The sequence below is a fragment of the Dendronalium phyllosphericum CENA369 genome, assembly GCF_016056275.1.
GTDB classification, from domain to species: domain Bacteria; phylum Cyanobacteriota; class Cyanobacteriia; order Cyanobacteriales; family Nostocaceae; genus Dendronalium; species Dendronalium phyllosphericum.
This window is the reverse complement of the sequence record NZ_JAECZA010000101.1, coordinates 1-13,829: the sequence shown is the minus strand read 5'-3', so window position 1 is coordinate 13,829 and position 13,829 is coordinate 1. Positions and strand designations below refer to the sequence as shown.

The window sequence follows — 13,829 nt, the reverse complement described above, 5'->3', positions numbered from 1 at the left end:
CCCCTCATCCCCCTCATCCCCTCGATCTCGCCTACTCCCCTTCTACCTGTGCGCGATACTCATCAGCAGTCAAGGCATCCTCAAGTTCGTCGGGATCGTTGACACGTACTTTTAAGAACCAACCCTCACCGTAGGGATCTTCTGACACTTCTTCAGGAGAATCTATTAAGGCATCATTGCGTTCTACCACTGTACCGGTTATTGGTGATTTCAGGTCTTCAACTGCTTTAACTGATTCAATTGAGCCAAATGTCTCTCCCTTGCTAAGGGCTTCGCCAATTTCTGGCAATTCTAAAAATACAACATCACCTAATTGGTCTACGGCAAACTCAGTGATGCCAATTGTGCCAATTTCCCCATCTAGCCGCACGTATTCATGACTATCCAGGTATCTTAAATCCTGAGGATATTCAAAAGACATATCAATTCCCCTTCCAATCAAACAAATTATTGCCCCAACAGTAATCTAAATCATGTTTGGTAATTAACCATAACTGTAGATTAAGTAACTCACAACACATTATTCCTTAAAAATCTAGCAGTTATCAGTTAATCACACGATTTTTTGAGCGATAAAAAGGGCGTTTAACTACAACTGCTGGATAAGCTTTGCCGCGAATTTCTACTTCTAGCTGCTGACCAATAGTTGCTAGTTTGGTAGGAACATAAGCTAAGGCAACGGGATAACCAAGTGTCGGAGATAGAGTCCCGCTAGTAATTTCTCCAACTATTTCACCTGCTGATAAAATTTGGTAGCCATGACGGGCGATATTGCGTCCTGGCATTTGTAAACCTACTAGTCGGCGCTGTACCCCAGAAGCTTTTTGCTGTTCCAAAACTGCCCGACCAATAAAATCATCTTTGCTATCGAGGTGAACCAGCCATGCCAAACCTGCTTCTAAGGGAGTGGTGGTATCGTCGATATCTTGTCCGTAAAGTGCCATTGCAGCTTCTAAACGCAGGGTGTCTCTCGCACCGAGTCCACAAGGAATGACACCAGCTTTATAGAGATTTTGCCACAATTCTACTCCCACATCCGGATCTACCATCACCTCAAAACCATCTTCTCCGGTGTAACCCGTGCGGGCAATAAAGCCTGTTTTACCTAGTATATTTGCTTGTAGATGACCGAATGCTTTGATTGGTTGTAAGTTTTCTCGCACAAAGGGCTGGAGATAGTTGATGGCTTTTGGCCCCTGCACGGCAATTAAAACTTTTTCTGGTGAAAAGTCTTGGAATTTTACCGCATCTAAATCAAGGTGCTGTAATAACCATGCTTTGTCTTTACCAGTGGTTGCGGCATTGACAATAATTAACACCTGCTGCGTACCAGTAGTATCTTCACCTTGGTAGTAGACAATGATATCGTCAATGATTCCCCCTTGGGGATTTAACAATACTGTGTATTGTGCTTGACCGGGTTGTAACCTATTCAAGTCTGAAGGAACTAAACTTTGGAGTTGAGAAATGACATTTTTACCTTGGAAGGTAAATTTACCCATGTGGGAAATATCGAACATGCCAACTGTATTTCTCACAGCCTCGTGTTCGCGGCTAATGCCACTAAACTGCACGGGCATTTCCCAACCGCCAAAACTGGTTAGCCGTGCTTTGAGTTCTACACCTAGCTGATATAAAGGAGTTCGTGCCAAAGATTGGGCGATTTCTTCTTGATTAGTCACAGGTATTTTTGCTTTGCGATCGCACCTCAACATCTATATCCTACGGCCGGATTCTTATTCCTCAGTGCTTTCTCAATAAGTAAGACTCTTCCTAGTGAAACTAACTAAATAATTAATGCCTGGGAAAAGTTTGCAGCGATCGTGACAGGCGGTTTAATAATTAAATGGTGAAAAAATTGAGATTTGTTAAGAAAAGATTATGAAGTATTGGCAACTACTAGCTAGCTTTGTTTTAGCTATGGTTCTTTTTTTGTTTCCCCTATCGGCGCAAGCTGCTAGTTCTTCAAGTATTACTCGTTCTGCTGGAGACGAGTTCAAAAGCAAGGATTATTCCGGTCAAAATTTAATTGGTACTGAGTTTACCAATGTAAGTTTAGAGAATGCTAACTTTAGCAATGCTGATTTACGTGGTGGCGTGTTTAACGGTACTGTCTTGGAAGGAGTAAATTTGCATGGTGCAGATTTTAGTAATGGCATAGCTTATCTGGCAAGGTTCAAAGGCGCTGATTTAAGTGATGCAGTGTTCACAGATGCCATGATGCTGCGATCGACTTTTGATAATGTTGACATCACAGGTGCTGATTTCACGAATGCAGTCTTAGATGGGCCGCAGGTAAAAAAACTCTGTGCGAAAGCTAGTGGAGTCAATTCTAAAACTGGTGTGGCTACTCGTGAATCTTTAGGATGTAAGTAAAAGGGACTGGGGATTGGGGATTGGGGATTGGGTTACAAAACGAAAAATTATGGTGGGGGCTTTGACCCACCACCAAATTTTGAAAAATTTTTCTCAGTACCCAGTACCCAGACAGGCGAGCGCCCATTCATGAGGCCGTGCAGTCTTGGGGAGCCACCCTCTTCAGGTTCGTGAGTTCGCAATCGACGCAGAGCGCCAAGACTGCGACTCACTCACCAAGTGGAGCGAGTGCCATCCTACACCAACGTAGACGTATGGTCTGGGCATTCTGGGCGCGACCAGGTAAAACATCATGCCCTCTTCTTCATAGACGAAGAAGAAGAATAGGGGAAGGCTTCGCTGGGGAAAAGGGTAAGGGGCAAAGGAGAAGATACGTCCTTTTTCCTTAACTCTTAATTCCTAAGCTAATAATCATTCAAATTGCATCCCCGCGTCTCCCCTTCTCCGCATCCCCGCGTCTTTCTAAGGCAAAGGATTGTGCAACTTAAAGGCAGATTAGCTTACTTGCCTAAAAGCTTGTGAGTGAAATCACAGTAACCACATAATTACTGAAATAAACTCAAGTTTAAGCATAAAATCATACTGAAAATTATGTCTTTAGTTGAGCTAATTTTAGTACTCGCTACAGCGCTCGGTGTAGTAGATGGTAAAACGATTCGCATTAAAGATAATACAGGAAATACTGCTACGGTCAGACTTGCCTGTATTGATATACCTCAGACATCTCAACAACAGTATAGTTTAGCAGCCAAACAGAAACTCGAAAAAATGCTCCCGTCCGGAACTCCTGTAGTCATCAGGACTGTATGGGCGGATAAACTTAACCGTACATTTGGCGAAGTGTATGTGGATAATCGCTCAGTAAATCTCCGTATGGTTGAAGAAGGCTATGCTGTAGTCGATCGCCAGTCTCTTAACTTCTGTGATGAAACAAAAACCCAATTTTTAATAGCCCAAGCCAATGCTGAAAATAAACGACTAGGATTATGGCAGCAATTAAATCCTGCAATGACTAATACCAATTCTCCAAAATAAAGCAACGAATAATGACGCGGGGACGCGGAGACTACGAGACACGGAGATTTTATGTGTTGTCCAATTTTAGAGAAAGGGTATAAAAAGGCTCTTAGATAATAAATAGAGAAACAGATTCGCGATCGCTCCCGCCGTGCGATCGAAACGCTTACGGTGTCAAAATAGCAATTTCCGCATAGCGATACTACCCTTTCTCTTTGAATGCTTGTGCTGTCAGCAATGCTAATAAAGCAGCAGTAGCGATCGCTCCCCACTGAAACAACGGATTTTTCTCCACGACATCGGAAATGCTTGGTATGACTAAATTGTTATAATCTCCGTCTACTCTGTCGTGTTCTAAAACTGGCTGGTAAAGATTATTTGGTTCTTCAGACTTCGGTTCGTTACTATGCTGTAACTGAAATCCGACGAGTAATAACAGCGAATCTACTAAAGATGGCGATATTCGCTGTAGTAAATCTAATACTTTAGCTACATCCCCAACTAAATAATCACGAGTCGGGTGTTCGGCTGCATAGACAATCGCATCAGCTACAAGCCTAGGATCGTAGTAAGGTGGTATTCCTGATGGCTTTACACCTAACCTAGTTAGACCATTATTCCAAAACGGGGTATTGATGACTGCTGGCTTGATACTTGTGACGCTGATAGGCCATTTTTCGTGTAGCAGTTCCAGGCGCATAGCTTCGATAAAGCCCTCCACGCCGTGCTTGGATGAGGAGTAAGCACTTTGATATGGAAGCGATCGCCTACCTTCCATTGAAGATATATGAATTAATGCTCCTCGCCCTTCACGCTTGAGATGGGGTAATGCCACCATTGCACCATATACCTGTCCCATGAGGTTGACATCGATGATACGCTTAAACTCCTCTGGTTTTGTGCGATCGAAAGTAGCAAAAACACCAACAGCAGGGAGATGTACCCACGTATCCAATCGCCCGTAAACCTCAACTGTTTTGTCAGCGATCGCTTTTACTTGCTCGAATTCACTTACATCAGCAACGACAAAAGTTGCTTCACCGCCAAAGTCATGAATCTCTTTAACTAAAGATTCTAATCCTGACTGACTGCGAGCCGAGACAACTACCTTTGCTCCCCCTTTAGCAAATTTAATAGCTGTTGCACGTCCGATACCGCTAGCAGCGCCAACGACTGAAACGACTTGCTGATTAATTGGCTTCAGTTCCATAGATAGTACTCCTTCGAGTCTTAATCAAATACAGCTAATAACAAAATGTAGATAAATCTGCTTTCAAACAATCAGGAAAAATTCGCTTCCATAATATCTACAATCGTTAGTTAATTTCAATTTTTCGAGGAATATTTATTGATTCAAAAAAAATAATCACATATATGAAAATTATAGAATTAAATATTTACTAAATAAATCAACCTAGAGAATTATAAATATTTTAAAAAAGATTGCTCTATTAGGCTATCGATAAACAAAATATTAAGTATAGGGATAGGGGGCAAAAAGTGAAGATACTGCATTGCAGCGACGATCGCATCTGTCGTGTAACGCACTGCCTGACTCCTATCGGCTTTTAGGCATCCTTCACACAGTTAGCCTACTCTTTAAGAACGAGAACGCCTTGGGGCAACCCCTGAGAGGAAGATTTTGCGATCGCTTGTTACTCTCTCAGTGTTATTATTATCTAGAATCTAATTTCTAATATTTTTAGAAAAATTGAACGAGCAAAATTAGTTGTCCACAATATTATGTTTTTAACTATCAAAGAAAAATTATTTATCCTAGTAAAAATTCTCTCTACAGTTTTGATAGCTAGTGCAATTTGCTTAGAATTATGGAATTTTTCTACATTAATAACAAGCACTTCAATCCCAAGTAGTCTAAATATAGTTTTTTGGATAGAACGATTTGCGATCGCATCTCATTTCTTGGAAGCAGTAATAGCTACAATTTATGCGAATTCTAGAAATAAAATGCCATTGCAATATGGCATTATATACTTTTTTTGTCGGTACAATTGGTTTATTAGAACTATTTACCCAGGAAGATAAATAGCTTTTTCGCATTGCCCATAATTACTAGTATTCTGACATCATAAGTATTGTAATATGCTTGTACGGTCAACACCAGCCGAACAAAGAACAGTGCTACATAACATTAGCTGGGAAACCTTTGAGGCTTTGCTAAGAGATACAGGTGAAGACAGAGGTTCTCGGTTTGCTTATGACTGTGGCACTTTAGAAATTATGACCCCACTGTTTGAACATGAAAACCCCAAAATTCAATTTGACCGTTTGATAGTAGTTTTAGCTGAAGAATTGGCAATAGAAATTATCAGTGCTGGTTCTACCACTTTGAAGCGGCGATTAACTAATTGTGGAATAGAACCAGACAATTGCTACTATATACAAACTGAACCAAGAATCAGAGGTAGGGAAACTCTAGATTTAGAAACCGATCCGCCGCCTGATTTAGCAATAGAAATTGACATTACTAGTAGTTCAGTTAATAAATTTGGAATTTATTCAGCGCTGGGTATTGCTGAACTGTGGAGATATAACGGTGAAGATTTGAAATTTTACCAGTTGGTAGAAGGAGAATATGTTGAATGTGAGTTTAGTATTGCTTTTCCCTTATTTTCGGTGAGTGAGATGAGTAGATTTATTCAACAGAGTAAAACTACGGGAGAAATTGCTTTGCTGAAATCATTTCGTGCTTGGGTGAGGAACAAAATATAGTTCTAGTTAATCTAGAACGCAACTATATATTACAGTTATTTTTAAAATTATACAATTCAAACTATAACCGTATTTATACCGGAAAAAAATATATTTTTTTATCAATTAAATATTAATTACTGAAATTTACTGATTCTAAAATTGAGATATTTATTAAAATTGTATATGTAAATATATAGCTATTCTCTTCTAGTTAGAATAACCATTTGATTCAAAAAACATAAATATAGAATTTGACAAATTATTCTAAATTCTATATGTAGGTTTTATTTATAATTGTTAAATCATTTGTTTTTATTATGCAAAGGCAATAATATGGAAATAGTGTTGGTCTTTTTTGGATGTATATTTTTTGCAATTATATATGTAGTATTAGTACAATTTACACAAGGTAAAGAAATAAATAAAATTGAAAATGAACAATTGAAACCAGTTCTTGAAAATCTATACAATAATCCCAAATGTGTGTCACAGCATAAAGAATTTTTAGTAAAATTGAAAGGAATTGATCTAAAATTAGATAAATTTAAAGAAAGTAAGCTTGTATATTCGCCAAGTGAAAATATCTTAAAATTACTTATCAAGCATTTAGATAAGTATCCTATAGACACATTGGCACATGAGCGCTTTATGAATCTTGTAGATAGAGCAAATCAGATAAATGAACCTGGATTCAAATTACTAATTCAACATCTAGAAAGAAACTTTGATCATCCTTCTGCGAATGAGAGATTTGCACAATGTATTAATAATTCGCAATTTTTAACAGTTGTGATTTTTGAACCACTTCTTAAATATTTAGATAAATATCCTACAGATCCACTGGTACATAAAGTATTTATACAAGGAGTGAATAAAATAATACTGTCAGGTAATAATTTAAGTGGAAGAGCTTACACCAAGTCTTTAGAAATATTAGAAAAGAATTCAAATAATATAAATGCCAAAAAATTTGTTTTAGATGTTGGTAGATGGCATTTTGGAAAATTAAGGTCTGGTAAAGTAACTATTTATGATGAACAGGCTATCCAAAATGATATCGCTGTACGGTCAAGTCAGTAGTAAATTTAATTGATTAATCTCCAGTAGTCTTTCAAGATACCGATCGCATCGATCAAGCACAATACTAAATAATACGAAACTATATAACCTACTTAACTCAAAGTATCAGGATTTATCCCTAATTTTTGCAATTCTTCTGCCAACCTTTGAGCGCGTTGTTCGGCAGTTGTAGCGCGTTGCTCGGCAGCTATTGCCCATTCTTCTGGCGATAAATATCTAACTCCTTGCTCGTCATACCAATACAACCAATCTCGCGTAATTCCTTGATGAGTTCCCCGTTCGTAACCAACTGCTAAACCTATCTCTGGCAACCAAACAGGATTTCCCGATCGCAATACATATTCACCATTATCAAACCGATAAACTTCTAAAGGTGGTTTTCTGGGGCGTTGAGGATTGTACACAACATAATATAAAATTTCCGGCGTTGCTGAATAAGGGGGATGATTGAGGCTGACACGGGGACACTAGGACACGGAGACACAGAGACACGGAGACACGGGGATTATGGTTGATGCAAATTACAAAATCATCCCGCAATTATGCAACGCCCAACGCCTAAATTCCCATATCAACCCGGAAAAACCAATCCATCCGGCTTGCCCATAACCAAGCTAAGATAGCTTCGAGCAAACCAGGAATTAAATGCTGTAACTGATTATCCACGGGTTCATCGTCAGAGTCGGGCAAATCCTCAGCGGCGGGTAGGCAGTGCAATGGGTTGTAATTTAACATCACAGGGGCGATCGCAGATTCATAATATCGATCGTAATCTATCCACCTCTTGCTTTTTCTTGCGATAATTCCCAAGGGGGATGCGCTCTCCACTGGTTCGTCAAAGGGGGATAGATGGCAATTAAGCGTTTGATTTTATTTTTTGTGTTAACGCCAATAGCTGCTCTGTTGGCAATTTCTTCTTTATTTGGTAGTTGGCAAGAACCCCAGTTCCAAAGTCGCCTGGAACTGTACCAAACAAATATTGCTTTGCAAGCCCAAGCTTGGCAACCAGGAGAGAGTAAAGATAATAATTTCTCAGCAATTCGGGAGGCGATACTTGGCGAGCAACCTCTGGAAAACGCCACAAAGGAGTATCAAGAAGCGCGTCAATCAGTTCAAACGAATTTGGACAAAGCTCAAAAACAACTCGCACAACTGCGTTCTCAATCTCAGACAACTCCCACACCTCCTAAACCTCTACCAGAAGCCACTTCCACTACTAACTCTGGTGGGGAGCAACAGCAAAAGGCGCAGCTGTCAATCAAGCAACTAGAAAAATTGCTGGCTGAATTAGATTTGCGACTGGGAATTTTACAAGCACAGCAAGGACAGACAGATACAGCTCTCAAAACTTGGAGCGAATTACAAAAGCGATTAGATAAAAACAACCCAGCCACAGATTCAAAACTCCTAACACCCAAACCCTCACTCAGCAATCAGCCGTCCAAACTCAGCACTGAAATTGGTGGAACGGCTGCTGTGTTAAGCGGACTTTGGAGTAATCCTCCTCGCATACTTCCCAACACTCAACAGTTTATTCAAAAAAATTTAGAAGGTTGGTTTCGCTCTACTGCTTTGATTCAGCTGTACCAAATCCAGCAACGACAAGAAGCTTTATCAGCTGTTCAAGCTGCACAACAAGAAGCTGCTGCTCAAGCTGTGCTGAAATTAGTTCTGATTGGTACTATTCCCACATTAGCCGCATTAATCGGCACGATATTACTGATTTTCTTAATTGTTCAACGCTTACTGAAGGGAAAAGCAGCCTTATTAGCTCAAAATGGGGATGTACCTTGGTCAACACCTTGGGATGGAGAAACAATTTTACAGGTTTTTGTCCTAGGCTTTTTCTTCATGGGACAAGTTTTTGTACCCCTAGTCTTATCGCTGCTCCCCATTCCGCGTCCTGTTGGTAACGTGCGAACTCAAGCTGTCTTTGTCTTAATTAGTTACTTACTAGTCGCCTCAGGTGCGCTATCGGTGTTGTATTTCTCAATTAAACGCTCCCTTCCACTGCCAGAGTCGTGGTTTCGCTTTAAACTGCAAGATAAATGGTTTTTATGGGGATTGGGTGGCTATTGTGCTGCTTTACCCATAGTTGTGGTGGTGTCGTTGATTAATCAACAACTATGGCAAGGACAAGGTGGTAGTAATCCGCTGTTACAACTGGCGCTAGAAAGCCAAGACGCTGTCGCACTTGGCATCTTTTTCTCGACAGCTGCGATCGCAGCGCCATTTTTTGAAGAACTTCTGTTTCGCGGCTTTTTGTTGCCTTCCCTAACTCGTTACTTGCCTGTTTGGGGAGCGATTATTGCCAGTGCTGTGTTATTTGCGATCGCTCACCTGAGTTTATCCGAAATTCTGCCACTTACCGCGCTGGGGATCGTCTTGGGTTTTGTCTACACGCGATCGCGTAACCTCCTTGCCCCTATGCTCCTCCATAGCCTCTGGAATAGTGGTACACTACTTAGCCTCTTTGTTTTAGGCAATGGTAGCTAATATTACTAAATAAGTACGGTTGCACTATATCAGAATATTTGCTTTTATCTGCTGTAGTAGTAATACATTACTGGAAATAGCCTAGCAACAGATGTAGTTGTAGCAATACTGCTAAATAGATTACAAAATGTTTAAGTTAACATTTAGTAGTATCTAGAAAACTTGAGCGATTGTAAAGCTGTTTGTGATAGGAATAATTGGATTTAAAATCCTAGTTTTATCTATTCACGTGAAAAGTAGCAATTAACTGAGCTTCTAAGCTATTTCTATCCAATTCATTAGCGATCGGATTGTCTCCTACTAGCAGAGAATATGCTCTTGATGCCGAATGCAGGTATTCCCACTTAAAGCGTATCCTCCATCATTACAGCCATTGAAAAAAAGTCCGGAGGTAACACTGATGGACTTGTATAAAGTGGTGTAGTATGAACATTTTTGCTCGTTATTAGAATTATTTCTGCTGAAGAGACTCTTACCTAAGAATTGGCAAAACTACAGGGCTATGTTTCATAGTCAGAGTTACTCAAGGTTATCAAAAAACCTAGTAGCTGCTGAATAGTTATTTATGCCACACTATATTAGTGTTCCCCCTATAAGATTTGCATCTTACTTTTTCGCCAATTTATATTGGGATGTACTGCTACTAACAAAAACACTAAAAATTTCTTCTTAGTGTTTTTATGACAATAAATAATTAAAGTTTTTACTCAATTAAATCAGGAGGAATGCTCACATGTCAAATCTCAATCCCAGTCACCCTACCAAACAACTTCTAGCTGGATACTGTGGGATTATTTTTGGAGGTTTTGGAGTTCATAAGTTTATTCTTGGGTACGCTCCAGAAGGTTTCATCATGTTAGTTATTTCAGTAGTAGCTGGTTCCTTCACTTACGGCGTTACTTTGTTGATTATGCAACTTGTTGGATTAATTGAAGGCATGATTTATCTGAACAAATCTCCTGAAGAATTCGTAAATACCTACTTTGCTAACAAACAAGGTTGGTTCTAGTAGCAGGAAGTATAAAAGCAGAAAAGAGATAAAACTCATAACTCATAACTGCGATTTAATTTGCCATGCTGCACTAGAAACTCGATTTTCATAATTTAACTTCTATTTGTGTCTATAAATCCTAGCTGCATACTTACAGAATTATTCGTACTAAAATGCTAGCCATTAAACGTAAACATCTTACCTGGATGGTATTTATGCTGTTCGGTGTGGGATACTTTAGCACTATGTCTAATTTAGACACCAATTATTTCTGGAAAAGCCTCATTATCATGATGCCAATACAAATTGCAGCTATCATCTACATGACTTATCTAAACTGGAGCCGTAATTGAGACTCTGCCGAGGTTTAGGAACTGGGAGAGGGAAAAAGGGAAAAGGGATTTTTTCCCTTTGCCTCTAACTCCTTAACCCTTTTCCTAACCGAACGGTTTTAACTCCTAATTCTTAACTTCGGCCTTGTGCTTACCATAATTTAATAAAATTAATATTATTGACGTTCTGTCAAAGTTGTAGATTTCGCCTACGCTCAAATTAGAGACGCTTCGTGAGGCGTTGAATCTTTGTAGCGAATTAAACACTTGCCATGCCACTTGTCCCAAAAACTAACCTTGCCCCAGAACTAGCCCTGACTTCAGAAAAAATTATTCTGGATGTAGGAGGTATGAAGTGTGCCGGGTGCGTCAAGGCTGTAGAGCGACAGCTAACCCAACATCCAGGAGTCAAGAATGCCTGTGTGAATCTAGCTACAGAGGTAGCAGTCGTAGAATCAGAAACTGGTGTGGTAGATGCAGATGCATTGGCAAAGCGATTGACAGCAGCTGGATTCCCTACCCAACCTCGGAAAGCTAGCGAAATAGCAGGCGTGACTTTAGAAGACCCAGCAGAAAAACAGCGCCAACAAATGCGTTCTGCCATCAAGCAATTGATTGTTGCTGGAGTGTTGCTGGTGTTGTCGGGAATTGGACACCTGAGTAGCATTGCTGGCTCAATATTGCCAGTGTTGAGTAACATTTGGTTTCACTGCGGACTAGCAACGGTGGCGCTACTAGTTCCTGGTCGCCCAATATTAGTAGATGGCTGGCTGGGCTGGCGGCGCAATGCTCCTAACATGAATACTTTAGTAGGATTGGGAACGCTGACTGCTTACATTGCTAGTTTGGTAGCACTGCTGTTTCCCCAAATGGGTTGGGAGTGCTTTTTTGACGAACCAGTAATGATGCTGGGCTTTATCCTCTTGGGAAGAACATTAGAGCAACAAGCTAGAGGAAGGGCCGCCGCCGCATTTAGACAATTGCTAGCACTCCAACCACAAGTAGCACGATTGATTGCCAATCCAAATCCGGAAAACTTAGGAGTGGGAGCGAATAGTGTAGAAATTCCTGCCGAACAAGTGCGCGTTGGTGAATGGTTGCAAGTACTGCCAGGCGATAAAATCCCCGTTGATGGTGAGGTTCGTTTTGGAAATACAACGGTGGATGAGTCGATGTTGACAGGGGAAGCAGTACCAGTAATCAAGCAACCAGGAGATACACTAGCAGCTGGAACGCTCAACCAGTCGGGAGCGATCGCAATTCAGGCAACGCGTACTGGCAATGACACCACTCTAGCTCAAATTGTCGCTTTAGTAGAAGCCGCTCAAACTCGCAAAGCTCCAGTCCAGAAACTAGCAGATACAGTCGCAGGTTATTTTACCTATGGTGTTTTGACCGCCTCTGTATTGACATTTGGATTTTGGTACTTTTTCGGCAGTCACATCTGGCCAGATGTCACCATCTCAGGTGGCATGGAAATGATGAGCCATGCCACACATAACGCCCACCACTCAGCACTCCCTACTCACTACTCGCCATTATTAACTAGCTTAAAGCTGGCGATCGCAGTTATGGTAGTCGCTTGTCCTTGTGCTTTAGGACTTGCTACGCCTACAGCCATTCTTGTCGGAACTGGCATCGGCGCAGAAAGAGGTTTATTAATCAAAGGTGGTGATGTGCTAGAAAGAGTCCACCAACTCGACACAGTGGTGTTTGATAAAACTGGTACTCTAACCACAGGTAATCCCACAGTCACAGATTGTTTGACTGTTGAGGAATTAGAGATTGGGGACTGGGGACTGGTGACTAGGGATAAGGAAGAACTACCCAATCTCCAATCCCTACTGCAACTAGCAGCAGCAGTCGAAAGCGGTACTCACCATCCTTTAGCAAAAGCGATTCAACAACAAGCACAACGACAACAATTATCTATTCCAGACGCTATAGATTTCCATACCGAACCCGGACTTGGGGTATCTGCGGTAGTAGAAGGTGCAACTGTGCTGTTGGGAAATTCGGACTGGTTGAGTTGGCATGGAATTTCCATAGGCGACACCGGACAACAAGTAGCTCAGAAGTTGGCAGCCGAAGGCAAAACAGTTGTTTACGCGGCAGTTGGGGGAACTTTCGCCGGACTAATTGCTGTTCGAGATACCCTCAGACCCGATGCCCAAACTACAGTAGACAAGTTGCGTCAGATGGGTTTACGGGTAATATTGCTCAGTGGCGATAGATTAGAAGCAGCTAGTGCCATAGCTAAACAATTAAGGCTAGATAGTGATGAAGTGATGGCTGGAGTGCCTCCCAGCAAAAAAGCTGCTGTCATCCAAGAATTACAAGCAAATGCCCGTACAATCGCCATGGTTGGAGATGGAATTAACGATGCTCCAGCTTTATCACAAGCAGATGTAGGGATTGCTTTACACTCCGGCACAGATGTAGCAATGGAAACAGCCGAAATTGTTTTAATGCGCGATCGCTTATACGACGTTGTTGAATCAATTCGCCTCAGTCGTGCCACCTTCAACAAAATCCGTCAGAATTTATTCTGGGCTTTTGCATACAATACAATCGGCATTCCTTTAGCAGCAGGTGTATTGTTACCAAATTGGGGTTTTGTCCTGACCCCATCTGGTGCTGCTGCATTAATGGCTTTTAGCTCAGTTAGTGTTGTTACTAATTCACTGTTATTACGACGATTGACTTAACTAAAGATGAGGGAGATGAGGGAGATGAGGGAGATGAGGGAGATGAGGGAGATGAGGAGGACAAGGTAGAATTTGTGTTCTTATCTCCCCCTGCTCCCCCTACTCCCCCTACTT

General features: G+C 41.0%; 10 protein-coding genes and 1 pseudogene. 7 read left to right on the top strand and 4 right to left on the bottom strand.

Going from position 1 to position 13,829, the window contains the following annotated elements; all coding sequences use genetic code 11:
• Window positions 1-31: 31 nt before the first annotated feature.
• Together gcvH and gcvT are read right to left on the bottom strand one after the other, a co-directional pair.
• A complete protein-coding gene (gene gcvH, locus I8752_RS19095) occupies window positions 32-421 on the bottom strand; it encodes a glycine cleavage system protein GcvH (protein ID WP_214433879.1) in 390 nt (129 codons plus the stop codon).
• Window positions 422-545: 124 nt separating this feature from the next.
• A complete protein-coding gene (gene gcvT / locus I8752_RS19090) occupies window positions 546-1,682 on the bottom strand; it encodes a glycine cleavage system aminomethyltransferase GcvT (RefSeq protein WP_214433878.1) in 1,137 nt (378 codons plus the stop codon).
• A 199-nt stretch (window positions 1,683-1,881) separates the two neighbouring features.
• Here gcvT and I8752_RS19085 point away from each other — a divergent pair, with 199 nt between their 5' ends.
• Window positions 1,882-2,376 (top strand): pentapeptide repeat-containing protein, encoded by a 495-nt coding sequence (locus tag I8752_RS19085; protein WP_214433877.1) that lies wholly within the window; start codon window positions 1,882-1,884, stop codon window positions 2,374-2,376.
• Between the two features lie 591 nt (window positions 2,377-2,967).
• Complete coding sequence (locus tag I8752_RS19080; protein WP_214433876.1) at window positions 2,968-3,411, top strand: thermonuclease family protein; 444 nt, start codon at window positions 2,968-2,970, stop codon at window positions 3,409-3,411.
• Window positions 3,412-3,595: 184 nt separating this feature from the next.
• Here the strand turns inward: I8752_RS19080 and I8752_RS19075 are convergent, their stop codons facing one another.
• The gene (locus I8752_RS19075; RefSeq protein ID WP_214433875.1) at window positions 3,596-4,603 is read right to left on the bottom strand and encodes an SDR family oxidoreductase; all 1,008 of its coding nucleotides are present in this window, start codon (window positions 4,601-4,603) and stop codon (window positions 3,596-3,598) included.
• A gap of 893 nt (window positions 4,604-5,496) precedes the next feature.
• Here I8752_RS19075 and I8752_RS19070 point away from each other — a divergent pair.
• Window positions 5,497-6,126 (top strand): Uma2 family endonuclease, encoded by a 630-nt coding sequence (locus tag I8752_RS19070; protein WP_214433874.1) that lies wholly within the window; start codon window positions 5,497-5,499, stop codon window positions 6,124-6,126.
• A gap of 315 nt (window positions 6,127-6,441) precedes the next feature.
• Window positions 6,442-7,188 carry a hypothetical protein gene (locus I8752_RS19065; protein WP_214433873.1) on the top strand — a complete coding sequence of 249 codons (747 nt, stop codon included), beginning with the start codon at window positions 6,442-6,444 and terminating at the stop codon, window positions 7,186-7,188.
• Between the two features lie 92 nt (window positions 7,189-7,280).
• Here the strand turns inward: I8752_RS19065 and I8752_RS38630 are convergent.
• Window positions 7,281-7,923 (bottom strand): annotated as a pseudogene (locus tag I8752_RS38630) (hypothetical protein).
• Between the two features lie 114 nt (window positions 7,924-8,037).
• Between I8752_RS38630 and I8752_RS19050 the strand changes: the two are divergent.
• The 3 genes from I8752_RS19050 to I8752_RS19040 all read left to right on the top strand — a co-directional run bounded on the left by I8752_RS19050 (window position 8,038) and on the right by I8752_RS19040 (window position 13,715).
• The gene (locus tag I8752_RS19050) at window positions 8,038-9,684 is read left to right on the top strand and encodes a CPBP family glutamic-type intramembrane protease (protein ID WP_214433872.1); all 1,647 of its coding nucleotides are present in this window, start codon (window positions 8,038-8,040) and stop codon (window positions 9,682-9,684) included.
• A 733-nt stretch (window positions 9,685-10,417) separates the two neighbouring features.
• Window positions 10,418-10,693, top strand: coding sequence for a TM2 domain-containing protein (locus I8752_RS19045; protein ID WP_214433871.1), 276 nt, complete (start codon window positions 10,418-10,420; stop codon window positions 10,691-10,693).
• Between the two features lie 586 nt (window positions 10,694-11,279).
• The gene (locus tag I8752_RS19040; RefSeq protein ID WP_214433870.1) at window positions 11,280-13,715 is read left to right on the top strand and encodes a heavy metal translocating P-type ATPase; all 2,436 of its coding nucleotides are present in this window, start codon (window positions 11,280-11,282) and stop codon (window positions 13,713-13,715) included.
• The last annotated feature ends 114 nt before the right edge of the window (window positions 13,716-13,829 follow it).

Excerpts from the sequence above, each read along its gene's own strand:
- gcvH (WP_214433879.1), bottom strand. The coding sequence starts at position 421 with ATGTCTTTTGAATATCCTCAGGATTTAAGATACCTGGATAGTCATGAA.
- I8752_RS19085 (WP_214433877.1), top strand. The coding sequence starts at position 1,882 with ATGAAGTATTGGCAACTACTAGCTAGCTTTGTTTTAGCTATGGTTCTT.
- I8752_RS19080 (WP_214433876.1), top strand. The coding sequence starts at position 2,968 with ATGTCTTTAGTTGAGCTAATTTTAGTACTCGCTACAGCGCTCGGTGTA.
- I8752_RS19075 (WP_214433875.1), bottom strand. The coding sequence starts at position 4,603 with ATGGAACTGAAGCCAATTAATCAGCAAGTCGTTTCAGTCGTTGGCGCT.
- I8752_RS19070 (WP_214433874.1), top strand. The coding sequence starts at position 5,497 with ATGCTTGTACGGTCAACACCAGCCGAACAAAGAACAGTGCTACATAAC.
- I8752_RS19065 (WP_214433873.1), top strand. The coding sequence starts at position 6,442 with ATGGAAATAGTGTTGGTCTTTTTTGGATGTATATTTTTTGCAATTATA.
- I8752_RS19050 (WP_214433872.1), top strand. The coding sequence starts at position 8,038 with ATGGCAATTAAGCGTTTGATTTTATTTTTTGTGTTAACGCCAATAGCT.
- I8752_RS19045 (WP_214433871.1), top strand. The coding sequence starts at position 10,418 with ATGTCAAATCTCAATCCCAGTCACCCTACCAAACAACTTCTAGCTGGA.
- I8752_RS19040 (WP_214433870.1), top strand. The coding sequence starts at position 11,280 with ATGCCACTTGTCCCAAAAACTAACCTTGCCCCAGAACTAGCCCTGACT.